Origin of the sequence: Mycobacterium sp. 1245852.3 (genome assembly GCF_001669335.1) — a bacterium.
GTDB classification, from domain to species: domain Bacteria; phylum Actinomycetota; class Actinomycetes; order Mycobacteriales; family Mycobacteriaceae; genus Mycobacterium; species Mycobacterium europaeum_A.
This window is the reverse complement of the sequence record NZ_LZLL01000326.1, coordinates 1-19,409: the sequence shown is the minus strand read 5'-3', so window position 1 is coordinate 19,409 and position 19,409 is coordinate 1. Positions and strand designations below refer to the sequence as shown.

The window sequence follows — 19,409 nt, the reverse complement described above, 5'->3', positions numbered from 1 at the left end:
GCACGGACCGCCGCCAATGCGATCACCACGCTGTGGACGTACACCCCGGAAAACATGGACACCCTGGCCGATCGCGCCTCCCGGTATCTCAGCGGTGACTTCGAGGCGCAGTACCGCAAATTCGTCGACGCGATCGTGGCCCCCAACAAGCAGGCCAAGATCACCAACCACACCGACGTGACCGGCGCGGCGGTCGAAACCCTCGACGACTCCAACGCCGTGGTCATCGTCTACACCAATACGACGTCCACCAGCCCGCTGACCAAGAACGTCCCGTCGCTGAAGTACCTGTCCTACCGGCTGTTCCTGAAACGTTCCGACAACCGTTGGCTAGTGACCAGGATGACGACGATCACGTCGCTGGATCTGACACCAAAAGTTTAAACGGCGGTCGATGGGCCCAGGGTAGCGCGCCCGTGCCCCTGACTGGCCGCTATTCAACGATTGACGGTCGTGGCCTTGCGTGAACCGCCTTGGTCGCATCCTCTCGACTGTCATCGTTGGGTTGTATGACGCTTTGATGGACGGGCTGCCCATATCCAGGCACAGTTCTTGGCAATAGAAGTCGCACCCGTGGCCGCCGGTCGGGCTTTGTGTGCTGCGTCGTGTGAACAATGTGCTGTGTTGTGCGAACAATCTCGCGGTGGCGCCCCGGCAGCACCGTTCCGCGATCCATTGGCGGAAAGCAAGAAGCGTTACTGTGCGGGCAACAGATGACAGTCCGACGTCTATGTCGACGTGCTCAGCAGCTCCCACACAATGACGGTCGGTTGTCATCAAACAAAGATTTTCACCGATTGGCGATATTACTGAAACGACCGGAGGTAGTCGCTGACTAGGGATCCCGGATCGGCAAGCATCTCGGCGGCTGACCGGTCATACGAGAATCGGCGACTGGTCGGTCGGCAATTCACGGCCTCGTGCGCCGCCTAGAATGCGCGGTTATCGCTGTAGCGCAGCAGATTCCTTGGAACCTGCATCGTGTCGACGCAAAACGCGAGGGATTTCGGCCGGTCAACAATTGGAGGGCCGGCGGAACAGGTGCTCTGGTATGCAGTCGTTGCGAACCGCGGTCGGCGCCGATGGACGGCACTCGTTACAAAGTCGCCTCAGGACGCATAGCAGGCTCCCGGGCCACCACGCGTGCCGTGAGGCGATAATTGCTTGACACTGACCGTCCGTACAGTCATGATTGGACCCGGCTGCCCAGGTGTGGGCAACGGCTGGGCAGCCTTCCAAGCGGTTGTCCATGCGGGGCTTCACGTGGACCTGGTGAAAAGGCGCCGTCAAGGCGCAATGGCTAGATCGGAGTTGCGTGGGAGAAACGATTGGCCTGGGCCAACTCCGAAGCAACGCTTGCGGTTATCTCGAGCGGGTCCTGACCGGAGAGACGATCGAGGTCGTCCGCCGCGGCAGGCTAGTTGCACGGATAGTGTCGGCCGCTGGGGAACGTCCCGTACCGACCACCCTGCCCGATCTTGTCGCAGTAAATGGTGCTGGCGGGCGAATCGGTCTAGATGCGTTGCGTAAGCGCGCCGGTCGCTGTCTTGATCGGGTCGAAGCGGGAGAGACGGTCTGGATCGTTTGGCAAGACAAACTGGTGGCCCGGATCGAGTCAGCAGCCAATGATGGTGATCTGGCTGCGATTTCGCGGCGTGCCGCCAAAAATCCGTCGGATGGCGCCGCCGAACGAGTGCGGCTCGACGAGTTGCGCACGAGCTTTTTTGACCGGATCGCCCAGGGCGAGACAATCGAGGTGGTCCGTCGCGGCAAAGTCGTGGCGCGGATGGTGTCGGCCGGTGGCGACCCACGCAGGTCGGCATAACTAGATCACTTGTCCATGTCACGATAGGGAAGTTGTTGTGCGTCGGGGTGGCTCACGACTATGCGACTATGCCGAGCCCGGTGTGCGTTTCTACCCAGTGTTCTTGATGCCCAGACGTCTCCCGCGGCGCGACCAGGGATCCCTAGTCGCCATAAGCCTGCACGATCGAAGTAGTCATAGTGGTGTGGCAATGGATCTCAGCGAGAAGCTGACCGTTAGGGGTCTGGTGGCCGGGTCTTCTTTAGATTTTAGACCGTGCCGTCTGCACGCACGAGTGCGCTAATCGGCGGAGAGTTGTCAAGATAGCGTAAGGTGCTGTGGCGGTTTGTCTTCGGTCACAGCGGGTGTCGGTCGGGGAATTGGATGCCGAAGCTATTTGAGGGCTTCGGTCCAGCGGTAGGTGCCTGTTCCTTGCGATCTTCGTTTCTGGTTAACGGCGTGGCCTTGGCTACAAGAGCGCAAGGCGCCCGCTGCCGCTTGCGTAACAGCTTATCGCGGACTTGGGACCTACATTCAATTTCCGTCGATCATCCGGTTGAAGCGATCGCAATCAACCGCGGCGGATCGTCGGGTGACCCGGCAATCCAGGCGATCATCACCGAAGAGCTCAACGCCGTGGTCCAGCTCTTGATTAATCACCGCCCCATGCATGGAGCGTCGGCGTGATGTCATCGATTTGGGTGGGCGTTTGTTCGCGCCGCTTGCGCGAAATGGGTTCGTCCGCAGTTCATCTCGCGGACCGGGCGGACCTCACCGAGACGCGCATTTGACTTTCCTCTCGGGTATTCTGACGTACCGCGTACGCGGCCACAACAACGCGCCATTGCCTGCGCCGCGGAGGCTCCACCGGTGTCGCCGGTCAGCACAACAACCAGTGCTGATGAGCGTTCGTACAGCCCGGGTGATCGGCATCGGCTCGCTACACCTAAGGCTGCTCAGATCGGATAATGTCGGCCGCCGCGCTGAATGGTGACCCACCGGAGTTCGGTGAACTCCTCCAACGCCGCACGCGACCCGAACCGCCCAAAACCGCTGTCGCCGACGCCCCCGAATGGCATCTGAGGCTCGTCATGGACGGTCGCGCCATTGATGTGGCAGATCCCGGACTTGATCCGCTTGGCTAGTTCGAGCGCGTGCGCCACATTGGAGCTGAAGATGGCGCTCGACAGACCATACGGGGTGTCATTGGCGATCTCGACTGCATCTTCCTCCGAATCGGCCCTGATAATTGATGCCACCGGCCCGAACGATTCCTCATGATAGATGCGCATTTTGGAGGTCACCCCACCAAGAACTGTCGGGGCAAAGAATAACCCGTGTCGGTCGCCACCGGTTAAGATCTCTGCGCCGAGGTCGACTGCGTCCTGAATCAACGACTCCAGGTGAGCACACGCCTGCTCGTGCACCATCGGACCGATCTGCGTGGCGGGATCCGCGGGGTCACCGACCACAAGCGACGCGGCACGCTCGGTCAGCTTTGCCGCGAAGTCGTCGAAGATCTCCACGGCCACAACGATGCGCTCGGTGGACATACAAATTTGCCCTTGATTCATGAATGCACCGAAAACGGCCGCGTCCACTGCGTCCTCGATGACCGCATCGCCAAGCACAAGTAGCGGGGCCTTTCCACCAAGTTCGAGGACCACGCGCTTGAGGTGTCGGCCAGCCAACTCGCCAATGATGCGACCAACGCGGGTCGAACCGGTGAAGTTGACGCGGCGCACTTTGGGATGAGTTACGAGTCGTTCGACGATCTCAGGGCCGTCCTCGGCGGCGTTGGTGATAAGACCGACCACGCCAGCCGGCGCGCCCGCGTCATGAAGCGCGCGGGCGATCTCGGCCTGGGTGCCCGGAGTCTGTTCGGAAGCCTTGAGAATGACGACGTTCCCATACGCAAGCGGCATCGCCACCGCCCGCACGCCTAGGATCAACGGTGCGTTCCATGGTGCAATCCCCACGGTGATGCCCGCAGGTTGGCGAAGACCCAGCGCCGTCATGCCTGGCATATCAGATGGAATCACCTCGCCTACCATCGAATAAGTCTGGGCGGCAGCTTCTTGTAGCATGCCGACCGCGACGTCGACGTTAAACCGGCACCACGCGGTGACCGCGCCCATCTCCGACGACATCAGCGCAGCGATATCGGCGCTACGTTCCGCCAGCAGCTGGGCGGCGTTGCCCAGGATGACCCGCCGTTGAGCAGGAGTTGTCACCGCCCACTCATCCATTGCCCCGGCGGCAGCATCCACTGCACGATCGACATCGGCTATTGCTGCAGCCGCCACCGATGCGATCGGTTTGCGGGTGAGGTTCGAAGATGTCGTGATGACCCGGCCAGAGTTGGCCGGCAACCATGCTCCGTTGATGAGCAGCTCGACGTGGCAGAGGTGTTCACTCATTGCGGGTCCTAGTGCTGGTAGGTGTGTGTCGACCTCGTGGGCTTTTGCGGCACAGGCGCTGGACCGGAGCAACAATCGCATTTCCGCTCACGGCAGCCCTGCGGGCCGCCCAGTTGAGGTTGAATGCCACTCTACCTGGTCTGATGAATAATATTGACAACTGTTCATCAGAATTATACGGTGAGAAGCGTGCCCCGGCGGCGGACGTAAAAGATCGCAGTGGGCTCGCTTCGCGGGCGAGGGTTACGCACCGCGGGATTCACCATGATTAGTTGCCTCGGTGCGGAGGAGATCCACATGATTGGACCGCCTGTGGGTGCTCAGCACGAGTTAACGGGGCAGTGCTGCCTGGCGGCACGCGCGGCTAACTCATGTGGGCGGCAGACCTGTGGCGGCTGAGCAGCAAACATCAAAGACGTTGGAGTTTAGGGATGTTCGCAAAACTTCCGATCGGCCAGGTAGGCGATTGCTGGCCGTGCAGCCCCTGAACGGCGATGACCGGGGGGCATGGCTGGACGCTGTAGTGGTCTCGCATGCGCTGACGACAACTGATATCGCAGTGATTGACCTCGCGCCGCTCGGCGGCGAAGAGTTTCCTTCTTACGCTGCCGGGGCTCACGTTGATGTTTTGATCGACTCTGGCATGGTCCGCCAGTATTCGTTGTGTGGACCTCCCGGAACCGGACGATATCGGCTGGCCGTGCTTCGCGAGCCCGAGTCGCGCGGTGGGTCGCGGGCGATGCATGCACTCAAGGATGGCGATCAGCTGCGAATCTCGCTGCCGCGCAATCGGTTTCCACTCGTCTCCGCTCAGCAGCATCTATTGGTGGCCGGAGGGATTGGTATTACCCCGTTGCTGGCGATGGTGTACCAACTCGATTCCGGCGGCGATGACTATGTGTTGCACTACTGCGCGCGCAGCCGCACGAACGCTGCGTTTATGGCGGAGCTATCAGCCAATTCCAGGGTGAGATTCCACTTCGATGATGAAGATCCGCGCCAGAAACTCGACATCGCCCACGATCTTGGCGAGCCCCGACCCGATGTAGCGGTTTACGTCTGTGGCCCAGCGGGATTCATCGATTACGTGCTCGGCAGCGCGCAAGAGCTGGGGTGGCCGACCCAAGCACTGCACTACGAACGCTTCGGCGACCGGATTATCCGTGCCGAGGCAGGCCCACGAACGGATCAGGGTTTCATGGTGCGTCTGGCTGCCACCGGTGCGGAATATTTCGTTCCCGAGGGACGTAGCGTGCTCGACGTGCTGCTTGAAAACGGCGTGGATGCGCCGTACTCGTGTCAGCAGGGGATTTGCGGAGAGTGCGTGGTACAGGTACTGGCAGGCGACCCGGATCACCGCGATGACGTGCTCAGCGACGATGAGAGAGCCAAGGGTCAGTTCACCACGTGCGTGTCTCGGAGCCGTTCATCTGCAATGGAACTGGACTTGTGAGCCTGTGTTCCGCCATGCCTTTGACCGCTGTGTGGAATGGGATCCTGGCCGACCGCTCAAACACGTGCAAGCCCCTCCCGCGAATTAGCCAGGCGCTTTGTCAAGCCAGTCGTCAACCGAATGGTGACACGTTCAGTGCTAGGCGCGACGATCACAGTCTGAAGGAGCTCATTTATGACCAGCGACAACAATAAGCCGGTTCCCCGCAGCATTCTTGTTTTCGGGGCGGCCGCTCATATTGGTCGACCGCTGACCAGTTTTCTTCGTAAGGAGGCGCCTGAAATCAGGCTGCGCCTGGTGAGTAGCAGCCCTGAACGGATCGAGCTCATCCGCCGCGATTTTCCGGACGCCGAAGTCATCCACGCCAACTTCTTGGACCTGCCTTCATTAGAGCGGGCCGCCCAGGGCATGGAAGGTATCTGGGTGCTGACTCCCGCCGGGCTAGACGAACGGCATGCGATGACAAATCTAGTCTCGGCCGTCAAGAAATCGGGTACCGCCGTCCACATCTTGCGCGGCCTCGGACTACAGCCGGAAGCCAATTCGCGGCGCATTCCTCAGTCCATTCGTGACGCACGGGTTGGCCTTCCCGTCCAGCATCCGATCGCGAAACAGATCCTCGATGAGAGCGATCTGCCGGTCACCTACCTCAACTTCGGCGCCACGTTCATGGACAACTTTTTCTGGATGAAAATGGGACTGGTCTCCGAGCGGAAACTGATCTGGCACAACCGGCTCATTCCCTTTATCGATCCCCGAGACATCGCCGAGGTGGCCGGTCGCCTGTTCCTCTCGGACAACCACCGCCACATTGGACAGTTCCACACCTTGAACAACGGGCATGACCTGATGCGTTTCAGCGATGTCGCCGAAGTGATGAGCGAGGTGTTCGGCGAGAAGGTCACCCACGATGGCAGCAAAGAAGCCTTTTTCACGGCCTACGCACACCTCGGCGAACTCCGCAATGTGCTGTGGGACTTCTTTGAGTACGAGCGAGCAAATGAAGTCGTCTGGGCACGAAACGACTTCGTGGAACGCACCCTAGGACGCAAACCGGTAACCGTGCGCGCCTGGTTGCAAGAACACGCACAGGCCCTTCTCGCATGACCGGCTTCGCGCTAACCGAACCAACTGAACCTCTCAAGGTTCAAAACACGACCGGAAGGAAACCATCGATGGGGGTTGCACTGCAAATGGTGCCCGTGAAGGATCGCTGTCCGGCCGGCGATCCCCAGACGGTAGCCAACACGCCCGCAGGAGGATTCGGTCGCCGCGTCACGCTGACGGGGGAGCGGGTGGCCCGATGACCGCGTTCGATGGATCGGTCTATCGCCCGACGGATGAAGGCTACGAGACGGCTCGTCGGGCCGCGGTCTGGAACGCGATCAAGCCCAAGCGCTTTCCGGCTGTCATTGTGGTGGCCGGCAGCCAGGACGACATCCCCCGCGCTGTTGCGCTGGCTCGCGAAGAAGGCCTGTCAATCGGGGTGCGGTCGGGTGGGCACAGCTGGGTGGGCAATGCAGTGCGCGAGGGTGGGCTGCTGCTCGATCTGTCGCAGCTCAAGGGGATCGAGGTCGATGTCCAGGCGCGCACGGCAACGATTGAGCCTGGCGTGCGCGTCCGTGACCTGGAACAGACGCTAACCCCGCTGGGACTGTACTTCCCGGTTGGGCACTGCCCGACCGTCGGACTCACTGGATACATTCTTGGCGGCGGGGCCGGGCTCAATTCCCGAGAGCGCGGGCTGGCTGCGTTCAATATGCACGCTCTGGACGTGGTGAACGCCGACGGTGAGGTTTTGCACGTCACCGATGAGCACCACGCCGACATCATGTGGGCTGCGCGCGGCAGCGGCCCGGGCTTTTTCGGGGTGGTAACCCGCTTGTACCTCGACCTCGCGCCGTTACCGGGTGCCGTGGCTCTGTCCGTTCAGATGCATCCGCTGGCCGCCCTTGACGACCTGGTGCCGTGGTTTTTGCAGGCGGACCCTTTTGGACTGATCATGGCCGGTGCCAATCCGGCGTTCGGTCAGCAAAATACCGTGTTGATGGTTTTGGGCTACGCCTTCGCCGACAACCTCGACCAAGCGGCGGAGAAGCTATCCGTTATGGAGACAGCGCCGAATCTAGACCGCGCGATCCTTCACATAACCGCCCAACCAATCCTCCTTGAGCAGCTATACGGGGTCTTCGACCAGATGTACCCAGAGGGTATCCGCTACTTGTCCGACAACGTGTGGATAAACGATACCCGGGCCCCTGGTCTGTGGGAGGACACCCGCACCATCCTCGATACCCTGCCGACGACGCGTTCGACCGTGTGGCTGATGCCGACCTTTACGCTGGATCAACATCCAAATGCCTCCTTCAGCCTGCAAGGGAAACTCTCGTTTCAGGTCTACGCGTCCTACGAGGACAGCGCGCAGGACGAAGATATGCTTGCGTGGCATAACGACGCTATGGCGCGTATCGACAAGTATTCAATCGGAGGCGGGTACGTCGGGGACTCTAATCTGTACGAGCACCCAGTGGCCGTTCTGCACCCAGACAGTGCCACGCGCCTAGAGGAGCTTCGCGCTAAATACGACCCTGAGGGACGCTTCGACAGCTACCCCACCGATCTTCCGCCCGCGCGGCTCGAGCGACACTCTGCCAAGTATTTAACGCCACCGGGACAGTGCGGGGGCTGACTCGCGTCGTGGTAATAAAGTGCTTCTGATCCAGCCGGTAGATCGGACGGGCGGCTGAGGTGTTCAAGAACCCGCCACGACCCGCTACATCGGATTCGAATGATCCTTGCCCGCAAGTCGTTTGACTGCTGTCTCGTGGCACAGCTCCACCGCGGCGCCAACGAAGCAATCACGCCCACCGCGACGTCCCAGTGAGCGAGGGGTACCCGATACCCCAACGAGCGCATAGATTGATCCGCGAACTGGCAGGAAACATCGCCCATGCAGAAGCGCTCATTTTCCTCACTGAACTCTGGGGTGTTTAGATTCGCGCAAATGTTAGACCATCTTTTCTTGTCGAACAGTGATGAACCGCAATTCAGTTGCGCTAGCACATCAACCGTTCGAAATATCCGAACAGCTCGAACGGCAAGCGCACCAGTGCGACTCGGGTTGTGTTCAGCCATATGACATCACCACGCCGCCATATGGCGGCGTATTTGAAACCAAGTGCTAAACCGCTGTGCGGAGTCCGGCGCGAAGCGAATCGGCTCTGAGGCATTCTGACTTCCGTGGCACCGATGGGCCGCCGGAGCCGCCACTGATCGGTATGTAGCCGCAGCACTTCTCATTTCCACTCATTGAGAAGTCGGTAGCGCACACCGGCGCTCGGACTCATCCTTGGGGGTGCTGGACGCTGGGTTGTGAGCACCGGAGTTGATGGCGGCGACCGCCTCGAGCCGTGGTTCGGCCCACCGGACACCGGAAGTACCTGTCGCACACAAGGAAAAGGGATATTGTCGCGTGCCAATCGAGTACAACCCGTATGACTACTTGCCGAAGCTACCCTCCTTCACATTGACTTCAGAGTCGGTCACAAACGGCCAGCCTTTGGCCATTGACCAGGTCAGCGGGAACGTGGCACCCGGCGGTTCAGATATCTCGCCTCAGCTGAGCTGGTCGGGTTTTCCCGAGGAAACTCGCAGTTTCGCGGTGACCGTTTACGACCCTGACGCGCCAACCGTGTCCGGATTTTGGCACTGGGCAGTATTTAATCTGCCGGCCGCCGTTACGGACTTGCCTGCCGGCGCCGGTGATGGCAGGGAATTAGCCGAAGGTGCGATTACTTTGGCCGGTGACTCCGGCCTCAAGCGGTACGTCGGCGCGGCACCGCCACCGGGTACCGGTATCCACCGGTACTTCATCGCCGTACATGCCGTAGGCGTCGACAAGCTCGAACTTTCCGGTGACGCGACACCCGCGTACTTGAACTTCAACTTGTTCCAGCATGCCATCGCCCGGTCGCTTATCTATGGCACCTACGCGGCGAGGTAAGCCCGCATGACTGCATCCCATCCCAACGGATGAGTGGCCCTCGCCCAGCCCGGCCTCTGCGGCGCTGTTACCCAGTCGCACGCCGCGGCCGAAGTTTCTTCGGTCGACCCTTCCGGTTTGATGAATGTTCTGCAAGACTCGACTTCGCCTGATGAATGTTCACCTGATTGCAATACTCAATGGGACGGCTGTGGGCGCGTTTGCAACCCGTGGGGCGGTTATGCCGACTTGGCCGCCTTACGGCGGTCGCTTCGCGGGCCCGCCTCGGCCGGCGCGGGCATTGCAACTGTTTGACGACAGCGCCGCGGGATTTCCGCGGTTATATGTGAGACATATTGGGACAGTCCAGAATTGGGTTACGCGTATCCGCGTGGGACCTGCTGACTGAATGGTTTTCGCTCAATTTAGGAGAGGGTGCGTTGGGATATCTGGATGGCAAGGTAGCAATCGTCACAGGCGGCGGGCGCGGCATTGGTCGCGCTCATGCGCTGGCGCTTGCGCGCGAAGGCGCGGCGGTGCTGGTCAACGATTTCGGTGGGGACTTCAACGGCGACGGTAGCCCGAGCAGCGCGCCGGCCGAGGAAGTGGCGCAGTCCATCATCGGTGCTGGTGGCCGTGCGGTGGCCGATAGCACTGACATCTCCGATTGGGATCGGGTCGGCGGTGTGGTGGAGGCGGCGCTTGAGGCGTTCGGGCGGCTTGACATCATCATCAACAACGCTGGCATCGTGCGGTTCGCCACCATCGACGAAGTGACGCGCGAGGACTGGGAGCGCACGATTGATGTCAGCCTGACCGGGACCGCCGCGCTTTGCCACTGGGCGGGGGCGCATTGGCGCAAGCAGGGCCCTGAGGCTGGCAGAAGGATCATCAATACATCGTCGGGTGTTGGTCTGAGCCCGCTACCCGGCAATCCTATGTATGTTGCAGCGAAGGCGGGTGTCGCCGCGTTGACGATTGCCTGTGCCCTTGAGCTCGCTCACCTGGGCGTTCGTGCTAATGGTCTGGCGCCCGTCGCACGCACTCGTATCAGCGAATTCGTTGCAGAAGAGCTGATGAGCCAGGTTCCGGACGGATTTGACCCCATGGCGCCCGAGCACGTAGGAACCTTCGCCACTTTCCTCGCGTCGCCACTATGTCGTTTCACGGGAAGGATTTTCGGGATCGCGGGTGATGATGTGACGGTCTATGACGGATGGAACACCACCTACCACATCGCCAATGACGAGCAGCCGTGGACCCTTAACGCGCTTGAGGCGGCGCTCGATGTTGTGCCCTTGCAACAGCATGGTTTGACCCAGGGCGCCAGAGGTAGGGATCAGCTGATCGTGCCTACCGATGCGGTGTTGGAGCAGCTGACGGCGATCGAGTCTGGTTAGACGTTGATAACCCCGCACAACTCTCCCGAGGGAATCCTTTGAACACACGATTAATCACCAGCATCGAGGAGGCCGAGGCCACATGGGCGGAGGCTTTCACGGCAGAGACTACGGAGGACATGCGTGTTCTGCTGCATCCCGAATTCGTCGCAGTACACAGCCCTGTCGGGCACATCCACAACGCCGAGGAATTCATAGCCGACTCCAACGCACGGCCTCGCCCCACCCGCCTCCAAGTGCTTACCCCCACGGTCCGCGATTTTGGGGCTACGGCCACGGTGAGCTGCATACAGCAGTTCGACGTCAATTTCGTGCCAGGCGTACCACCGTTTGTGATCCAGGCGGCTGTCACCCGCGTCTGGGTTCGTCACGACCAGCAGTGGCTTCTCGCCCATTTACAGATGGCGCGGCGCATGCCGCCGGCATGAAATGACCTCATCTGCGACGCCTGAGCCCTACCTAACTATCCAGAGGATGTGGAACCAATGACGACCGTGCACGAGCTAACGTACGAGCTGCTGCGGACGCACGGGGTGACGATGATCTTCGGCAACCCGGGCTCCAACGAGCTGCCCTTCCTGGCCGGCATGCCTGACGACTTCCAATACATCCATGGTCTTCACGAGGGTGCTGTACTGGGGATGGCGGATGGCTATTCGCAGGCGCGCGGTGAAGCCGTGATGGTCAACCTGCACGCCGCGGCAGGAACCGGCAATGCCCTGGGAACACTGACAAATTCCGTGTACTCCCATAGTCCGCTGGTCATCATGGCTGGTCAGCAAGTCCGCAGCACTGTCGGGCAGGAGACCATGCTCTCTATCGTCGAGCCGGAAATCTTGCCCAGGCCGCTGGTGAAGTGGAGCTGCCAGCCGACGTGCGCAGAAGATGTCCCCCGGGCGATTACCCAAGCGATCTATATGGCGACATTGCCCGCGAAGGGTCCCGTTTTCCTGGCCGTGCCCTACGACGACTGGGCTCGGGAGGCACCCGCTGAATCCGGACATCTGCTGCGCAGACGGACCACCGCTGGCGGGTGCCTAAGTGCCGAACAACTTACAGACCTGGTAGCTGTGCTCGACAAAGCGGTGAATCCGGTACTGCTGCTGGGGGCTGATGTCGACGCCGAAGGCGCCAACGACGACGCGGTTCGACTCGCCGAGGCCCTAGACGCCCCCGTCTGGCTTCCGCCGACAACGCCGCGCCTGTCGTTTCCCACCCGACACCGCAGCTTTCGCGGTCCGCTGGTGGCCTCGGTGGATGGTGTTACCAAGGCGCTCGAGGGCCACGACGTTATTCTGGTGGTCGGTGCCCCGGTATTTCGCTATCACCAATTCGAGCCGGGGGAGTACTTGGCGCCCGGCGTTCGGCTGCTGCACATCACGAGCGATCCGGCGGAGGCGGCGCGTGCGCCCATGGGAGAGGCGTACGTCGCAGGGATACGCGACACCCTGGCACGACTGGCTGACGCCGTGACCCCCGGCCGACGGCCGAAGCTTCCCGAACTGCCCGACTATCGGGTGCCGCCTACTTCTCACGACCTAGTCCACCCGGAGCGGCTCTTCGCCGAGCTGCGTGCGCTGGCCCCAGCAGACACTGTATGGGTCAAGGAATCAACGTCCACAATGGGTGAGTTCTGGGCACAACTCAACGCCGACCGGCAAGGCAGCTTTTTCCTCGCTGCATCCGGTGGCCTGGGTTTTGGTCTGCCCGCTGCCGTCGGCGCCCAACTGGCTCACCGCGAGCGGCAGGTGGTGGGACTGATCGGCGACGGGTCGGCGAATTACGGCATTACGGCATTATGGACGGCCGCCCGCTATGAAATCCCAGTGATCACAATCATTCTGAAGAACGGAACCTATGGAGCGCTTCGTTGGTTCGCTGGGGTCCTCGAGGTCGGTGAGGTTCCCGGGATGGACGTCCCGGGCATCGACTTTGTCCAGATCGCGCAAGGCTATGGTGTGAGCGCTACTTCTGTGAACAACGTCGACGATTTCGCCGCGGCGTTCAAGTCCGCGCTTGGTAGCGGCATGCCCGCGCTGATCGAAGTGGAAACCGCACTGACAATCTGAGCTTACGGACGGAAGGCTGCGCGCCTCTTGTCGCGGACCCGGCCAGCCGCATTTGGGGCTGGGCAGGGTATTCGGGCACCTCATGCGGGAACGAAGCGGAGAGATAAGCGAGTCGTTGTCACCGAAATTCGTGGCACCGTCGCGGCACTCTTTCCCCGCTGGTTCGCGGTCGTCGCGTCATAGCCACTGCATCGTGGAGAACCAGCGCACCAAGCGCCTCGGGGACCACATATCTAGGTTGTCCAAGGAGCTGTCCTCTTCCACGCCTTCCCCCAAGCTTCGGCGGTGACGAAGTCAAACGTTTGGGACTTCCTGCTTGGACGCCATTGCTTACTTCGAGCTCCAGGCGCAGCAAGAAGTGTGGGCGACGGACTCACGCGGTCGGCCTAGTTCGTCTCGACGAATCGCCGCGCAAGCCCGGGCCGCCCGAGGAGCGGATGATATGGCGACGGGAGAGCTGCTCCGTTGGCGAGCTGACGCTGCACGCGGTCCGCGCTTGCTAAAGAGCAGCTGCGGCTCGACCGCGTGTTGAGTCGTCAGCACTGCAGCGTTTCTGGCGCGATGCCCATGAGTACGCGGCCACGTCTTCTGCGTCTTCTGCGACTGTCACAATCTGGGGCCAGCAATAGGCTTGCCAGATGTTTCGCCTGGCGCTCGAGGGAACCTCGGCACGTGGACGCTATGGCGTGTGGTGCGATGTCGCGATCGTCGTGAGGCTTTCACTGGATGGCGCACGGTTAACTGGCGAGCCAGCAGGTCCGGCAGATCAGATCCGGAAAAGTCAACCGCCTACGCTGAGCTCGATGTTGTTGGGGACGCGCCTATGTACTTGACCACCCGGCTCAACTGCTCTGCGTAGTAGTCGAGGAACTTTGGGTCGTCGGGATCCACCTTAGAAAGCGCACGCGTGATGTGGGGTAGCGCGACGGGCGCCATGTTGGCTGCGAAAAACATCAGCGCGACGATGCCTGGATCGAGGTCGGGCGCGATCTCACCGCGCTCCTGCCGTTTATAGGCGTTGGCCAAGAAGGGCGCCAAGCGTTCGACGAGGCGGGCGTGGTCTGGACCATATCCTTCGCGGACGAGCGCGTGGTCCCACGATGCGTCGTCTGCTGCTTGACGAATTATCGCCGGGAGTATCTCCACGAACGGCACGTCGGCGTCAGTCAAGCCCTTGGCTGTGTTCACCCATCGGTCGCTAAGCGCCTCGAAGAGGCCCTTCTTGCCGCCGAAGTGATAGGTAATGAGTTGGTGGGCCACTCCCGCGCGTTCGGCGATCCGCATCACTCGGGCACCGTCGTAACCATAGCGGCCGAACTCCTCGTTGGCCGCGTCGAGGATCAGCTGCCGAGTACGCGCAGGATTCCGCTGTCGTCCCGGATCGTCGGAGCGGCGGCGCCGCTGGCCGCGACCTGCTGCCTCGTCGTCTGGCGATCCGTTTGGGACGTCCGCCCTGGTCTTGGTTGCAGCACGGCGCCGCGCCGGCGCGGTCCGTGGACGAGTCGCCGAACGTGCTGATGCACTGGGTGCCACAGGGTCAAAGTTACATGACATCGTTCGTATGAACGCTCGTTCGTTGACTCTAGCTGACGTGGAGTACTCGGACGATCCAGGAGATGACGGTTTTGTGATACACCTCGCCGCGATCCAGCGAGCGGCCAAACACGCCGGCAGGAGGTCAGGGCCGGCTTTGGCGTTTTGCTTGCACGAGTGATGATCTCAATCCCGCGGAGCGTGTCGGCGCCCCGTCGAACACGCTGAGCACATGTTGTTTGCGTCATGAGGTGACTTAACTACGTGATAACGACCTTACGATCTCGCCTGGCCACACTATGTCGGGGTGGATCGATTGGAGCATCCGCGAACTAGGACCCAATCGAGTGGCCCCACTGGGGTCGGGCGTGGTCGCACAACACATTCCAGGTCGACCAGCCGGTTCGATGCTGGCTCGCGTCTGAGGCCTAGGCACCGAAGGCCGCTCGAGTGTTGTCTCGAGGTATGTGAGCTAAAGTGATATCGGTCGAGCTGCTGGTCAACAGAGTGGCTACGGCGGCGAAGCCCTAGCGTTAGCCGTCATCGTGTGTTCGGACGGTCTGCGCAGGCAGTACTGGACCTTGGTGTGGCAGCACGATACGGCTCGGCGCCGTTGGTGATCACCGCCTCGCGGCCCCTCATCTATTGGACGCGCGGACTCAAATGACCGCGGTTTTTCGAGACCCGCCAGCTAGCGCATCGGACCGATGCCATCGAGGGAGGCCTTACACTAGCCGCGCAGCGGGGAGGTGCAGCGTTCCGCAGTGATGCTGAAATGAACGGCGGTCCGGTGCAGTACGTGGCGTCTTACTTCCTGAGCGCGAAATCAACCGCCCCGTCGAACGGCATCGAATATCCCTCGTCCCAGGAAGTGTTGACGCCGTGTCGCCCAATGCGTTTCGCGTCAGACCTTCGCAATCGTCATGAAGTTCCGCCACATCGGGGAAGATCATCGACGGAGCAGCTTCCGCGCCACCGAAACTGTCTGCTGCCGCCATCAACACAACGGCTCGGGTCGGTTGCTCCTTGGCGCGGCAGACCATGCCAGTGCCTCCAGACACGCAGCACATGGCGTTAGTCATCAACTAGCCGAGTAAATTCGAGACCCTTGCCGAATTGTTGCTCGGCACGTTCTAACTTTCCTCGCCGCCACCAACCAATCCCCACCCGCCACAGGACCCACGAGCGATACACTGACTCGCCGAGCGATTCGGTTAGCGCAAGGGTTTTTCCTGCCATATGAGCGCCTTGCTGACATTTCCCTGAAGTTCGAGAGCCTAGTCCTCGATGTCATCGCCGCGCCCTGCACGGTCGGATCGTCGCTTCGCGCAAGGGCGTCATCGAGGCATGCGCTGGCGTGCTGAAGATCGCCGCTAGAGCATTACCGCATAACCGACAGAGACGGCAGTCAGGCCGTGAGACGCAGGATCAGTGATGTGCTGAACGAGGCGCTCCGCTTCGGCGGCCGACGTCGCACCTGGCTGAATATCACCCGGGAGACCATGAAGGTGGGCCGACAACGCCCCCCGATAGAACGCTCGTATCCAAGTAGGCGTCGGCTCAACCTTCGTCGCCGCGAGCGCGCGGTCGGGCCACCGGAAGGTCTCAGTCATAGCTCCGCGAGCGAAGCCGAACGGATAAAGGGTGCCGATGATCTCGAGCGCGACCTTCAAGGATATGCGGCCATACCGAACTCCAAGGCGGCCCGCACATCGGACTCTTGTGCGCCTAGCCGCCAATTACGAGCGACCTGTCGCGCACACAGAAGTAATCGGCCACGGCCTGGTTAACCAATCGCCGATACCACTCGGGTGTCGACGGCGGATCTTGTCGCATTCGCCCGCTTCGTTCCGCCTGTTCCAGAGGTAATCCCGTAGCGTTTCAAGTAGCCGAAATCTCACTGCCTGATGGGATCCGACCGAACTACAATCGATTGTCCATCATTGAGGAAAGCAAATCATCGACACCTAGTTCGGCTGGGCCTTGCGCCGCAGATGTATTCTGCCGTTTCGAGTTCGAAGCTTCCCGCGAACACAGACAGCCGAGCCACACCCGCTGCACACAGGTCATAACTCCTGTCGACACTCAAGCTAAAGTTCGTCGGCGTGTCGATTCGGTGCGGCCGCCGCGGGCCAGCAGGGCGTACCGGTCGGCCAGGCGCTCCACGATCTGTTCGAGCGACATTGCCCGCAGTCACACAGTCGCGAGTTCGATGGCCAATGGCAATGCGTCAACCCGTGAACAGATCCGGGCCACGGTCGTCTTTGTTGTACTCAACCATATTTCAAATCCGGGCACCGCGGCAGCCGAGCGAGCGACCGCGGCGTCGTCGGACAGGCCGGCCAGCATCCGGCGGCAATCCCTCATCGGGAACCGCGAGTGGCGACAGCTGCAACACCGCTTCACCGTTGACGCCCAGCCGCTTCCGGCTAGTCGCGAGTCTCCGCAACTGCGACGATCATGCATTTTTTGCCGCGGCGTTTGGCGTTCTGGCGGAAACGTTTTCCGAAGAACGAGTGGGTCCTCCGGTCTGGGAGCAGCGTCACGGTATGCCCATCGAAATGACGGACTGTTTCCTCATCTTCGTGGCGGATCCTCGAAGCGCCTAAAAGCAACTCACCGGCGTCGAGCGCGGCTCGCGCAATTGCAAAACCAGCTTCGGACTGCGCCCCGTCCAGCACCACCGCGAGGATCGCATCCGCGCCCACGTCCAGTTGTGTGTCCTGGCACTGCTTCTCAGCCGGGGCGCAGTGACCCGCACCTCCACGCCTGGCGCAACCTAGGGCCGAAACCACAGATCTCGTGATTCACGTGCCCATCAATCCGAACGTCGGGAAAAAGCCGCCCGCAGCGCCGACTCGACAGGTCATCATTTCCGTCCGTCTCGCATCCACGCGGGCCAGACACCCGACTTACCGGGCGCCAGAATACCGTTGGGGTCCACCACGTCTTTTATCGTCTCTTGCAGACGCAGGAGAGCATGGCCGTTGAAGTCGAACTGCTGCGCAACCAAGTCCATGAAGGCCAGATGAGTGCGGTACTCGCCGTACCCTTCCGCGGCGGCGTCCTCAATGAGCACGCCGAACAGCTCGCGCGTAGCGCGGGTTTGTTCCGCGTCGCTTCCATCCCAGACCAATTCTACGACGTGGTTCAAGTACCGCTCGCCAGCAAGGAATACTCCCAGGTAATCGAATCCGTATTGCTCGCAACGGCTGCGGACCATTTCGGCGGCGCGCATGGCGTCCGCCCCGCGCAACGGTACGACGGGCGAGAAGCAGGTGTGCGCTCCGGTCCCAGGCGTGCGCTCGCGCCACTCGATCATTCGCTCGGCATTCATGCTTGGCACACCTGAGCGTGTGCGGTGCTGCGGAGCAACCTCATCCGCGCCGACGTCACCGGGGTAAGTCGTCGACCTGATGTCGACGCCATCGATTGTCGAGAATGCCCGCTGGACGGCTTCGAAGTCCGCGGCGACGCGCGCAGCTGAGCCGTACAGGCCGAAGGACATGTTCCACCGACCGATCCCGAAGGCGTCCATCACATCCCGCGCGACACTTTCGGGAGCGGCGCCCGGGCCGTCGTACCATGGTGCACGTTGTCCGGTCGCCAGCATTGCCGCGCCGACAGCGCCGCCGATCAGTGCAGTGCCGGCGATGGTCCCGTCGATCCGCAGCGGACGCAGTACGTCGACCAGCGCGGTGAGGTCCTCGAACCGCGGCACACCGATGTCGACACATTTGAATGTCTCAGGCGTTGGCATCAACCACACTCCGGACTTGACGACGATGCCGAGGTTGGATTGCTGGAAGAGTCCATCGACCGACGGCCCGTAACCCGGCCGGTACAGATGCCACGACTTGCTTCCCGTCATCGCGCCCATTCCGGTCCGCAGCAGATCGCCGTCCGGCAGCACGACCTCGTAACCGCATTGCCGGGTCACGTGCGCGCCGTACGGCGTGTAGCCGAAACCGCGCTCGAGCCCGTTACCGATTACGCTGCCCCAGTCAAGCTCGGGCACTGATATCCACAGCCGATGATCGTGCTGACGCAGGTAGGCGTACAGGTCACGGAAGCGCACGCCGGGCTCAATTACCGCATACGCGCCGTCCTCGTCGACCTCAAGGACGCGATTCATACGCGTCAGCTCGACCACCACGGCGCCTGCGAGCCGTGGCGCGGCACCGCCGTAGCCATTGTTCTTGCCGCGCGAAGTCGCCCACAGCGGCACGCGCAGTTCGTTGGCGACGCGGACGATCCCTTGCACCTCCTCCACTGACGACGGGGACAGCACTGCTCCGGGCGCGAACTCGGACGCGTCGCCGACCGGATACGGATCGAGGAAGTCACTCAGCTCAGCAGACTCAGCACGGACCGCGCCGTCCCCGAGCAACGCCCGAAAGCGGTCGACGACTCGCTCGATGTCGTGAAGTTCACTAAGCATTGCTTCTCCTACACGGGGCACTTGCAGGCGGCGCACTCGCGCCACCTCGAGCCCGTCGAGGGCCCGTACGAAGGCGACGGTCAGGCCCCAGAAGCTCCAGCGCTGCCGTCGGGCTCATCACGATGCGCGATGCTTGCCTCCAACCAACGATGGGAGGGTCCATGCATGATGACGGACTGGCGGAGACCCTGTCTGCTCCGCTGACCATCAATGAGGTGACCCTCAAAAATCGCATCGTGATGAGCCCGACGGCAGCGCTGGAGCTTCTGGGGCCTGACCGTCGCCTTCGTACGGGCCCTCGACGGGC

General features: G+C 61.5%; 13 protein-coding genes and 1 pseudogene. 10 read left to right on the top strand and 4 right to left on the bottom strand.

The features are described from left to right. The 3 genes and pseudogenes from A9W96_RS14980 to A9W96_RS31455 all read left to right on the top strand — a co-directional run. A pseudogene (locus A9W96_RS14980) lies at nucleotides 1-384 on the top strand (mammalian cell entry protein); the annotation flags it as partial. Nucleotides 385-1,315: 931 nt separating this feature from the next. Beyond that, entirely contained in the window at nucleotides 1,316-1,825 is a 510-nt protein-coding gene (locus A9W96_RS31460) for a type II toxin-antitoxin system prevent-host-death family antitoxin (RefSeq protein WP_156765253.1), read from the top strand. Nucleotides 1,826-2,188: 363 nt separating this feature from the next. Further along, the gene (locus A9W96_RS31455) at nucleotides 2,189-2,491 is read left to right on the top strand and encodes a hypothetical protein (protein ID WP_156765252.1); all 303 of its coding nucleotides are present in this window, start codon (nucleotides 2,189-2,191) and stop codon (nucleotides 2,489-2,491) included. Nucleotides 2,492-2,760: 269 nt separating this feature from the next. On the opposite strand, the gene A9W96_RS14970 is transcribed toward A9W96_RS31455, so the two are convergent. Then, nucleotides 2,761-4,224 carry an aldehyde dehydrogenase gene (locus tag A9W96_RS14970; RefSeq protein WP_067140817.1) on the bottom strand — a complete coding sequence of 488 codons (1,464 nt, stop codon included), beginning with the start codon at nucleotides 4,222-4,224 and terminating at the stop codon, nucleotides 2,761-2,763. Between the two features lie 475 nt (nucleotides 4,225-4,699). Between A9W96_RS14970 and A9W96_RS14965 the strand changes: the two genes are divergently transcribed. From A9W96_RS14965 to mdlC, 7 genes are all read left to right on the top strand, one after another. Continuing rightward, the gene (locus tag A9W96_RS14965; protein ID WP_231999689.1) at nucleotides 4,700-5,677 is read left to right on the top strand and encodes a PDR/VanB family oxidoreductase; all 978 of its coding nucleotides are present in this window, start codon (nucleotides 4,700-4,702) and stop codon (nucleotides 5,675-5,677) included. Between the two features lie 174 nt (nucleotides 5,678-5,851). Further along, on the top strand, nucleotides 5,852-6,784 hold the full coding sequence (locus tag A9W96_RS14960) for an NAD(P)H-binding protein (RefSeq protein WP_067140815.1): 933 nt from the start codon (nucleotides 5,852-5,854) through the stop codon (nucleotides 6,782-6,784). Between the two features lie 196 nt (nucleotides 6,785-6,980). Beyond that, nucleotides 6,981-8,366 carry an FAD-binding oxidoreductase gene (locus A9W96_RS14955; RefSeq protein ID WP_067140812.1) on the top strand — a complete coding sequence of 462 codons (1,386 nt, stop codon included), beginning with the start codon at nucleotides 6,981-6,983 and terminating at the stop codon, nucleotides 8,364-8,366. 783 nt (nucleotides 8,367-9,149) lie between these two features. Further along, entirely contained in the window at nucleotides 9,150-9,680 is a 531-nt protein-coding gene (locus A9W96_RS14950; RefSeq protein WP_067140810.1) for a YbhB/YbcL family Raf kinase inhibitor-like protein, read from the top strand. Nucleotides 9,681-10,099: 419 nt separating this feature from the next. Continuing rightward, nucleotides 10,100-11,059 carry an SDR family NAD(P)-dependent oxidoreductase gene (locus A9W96_RS14945; protein WP_067140807.1) on the top strand — a complete coding sequence of 320 codons (960 nt, stop codon included), beginning with the start codon at nucleotides 10,100-10,102 and terminating at the stop codon, nucleotides 11,057-11,059. Nucleotides 11,060-11,097: 38 nt separating this feature from the next. Further along, a complete protein-coding gene (locus tag A9W96_RS14940; protein ID WP_067140804.1) occupies nucleotides 11,098-11,487 on the top strand; it encodes a nuclear transport factor 2 family protein in 390 nt (129 codons plus the stop codon). A 57-nt stretch (nucleotides 11,488-11,544) separates the two neighbouring features. Continuing rightward, a complete protein-coding gene (gene mdlC, locus A9W96_RS14935) occupies nucleotides 11,545-13,128 on the top strand; it encodes a benzoylformate decarboxylase (protein ID WP_067140802.1) in 1,584 nt (527 codons plus the stop codon). Nucleotides 13,129-13,917: 789 nt separating this feature from the next. On the opposite strand, the gene A9W96_RS33060 is transcribed toward mdlC, so the two are convergent. The 3 genes from A9W96_RS33060 to A9W96_RS14915 all read right to left on the bottom strand — a co-directional run bounded on the left by A9W96_RS33060 (nucleotide 13,918) and on the right by A9W96_RS14915 (nucleotide 19,102). Next, on the bottom strand, nucleotides 13,918-14,682 hold the full coding sequence (locus tag A9W96_RS33060) for a TetR/AcrR family transcriptional regulator (protein ID WP_082972257.1): 765 nt from the start codon (nucleotides 14,680-14,682) through the stop codon (nucleotides 13,918-13,920). Between the two features lie 2,408 nt (nucleotides 14,683-17,090). Further along, nucleotides 17,091-17,369 carry a hypothetical protein gene (locus tag A9W96_RS14920; RefSeq protein ID WP_156765251.1) on the bottom strand — a complete coding sequence of 93 codons (279 nt, stop codon included), beginning with the start codon at nucleotides 17,367-17,369 and terminating at the stop codon, nucleotides 17,091-17,093. A 161-nt stretch (nucleotides 17,370-17,530) separates the two neighbouring features. Further along, a complete protein-coding gene (locus tag A9W96_RS14915) occupies nucleotides 17,531-19,102 on the bottom strand; it encodes an FAD-binding oxidoreductase (RefSeq protein WP_067140796.1) in 1,572 nt (523 codons plus the stop codon). Nucleotides 19,103-19,409 lie beyond the last annotated feature (307 nt).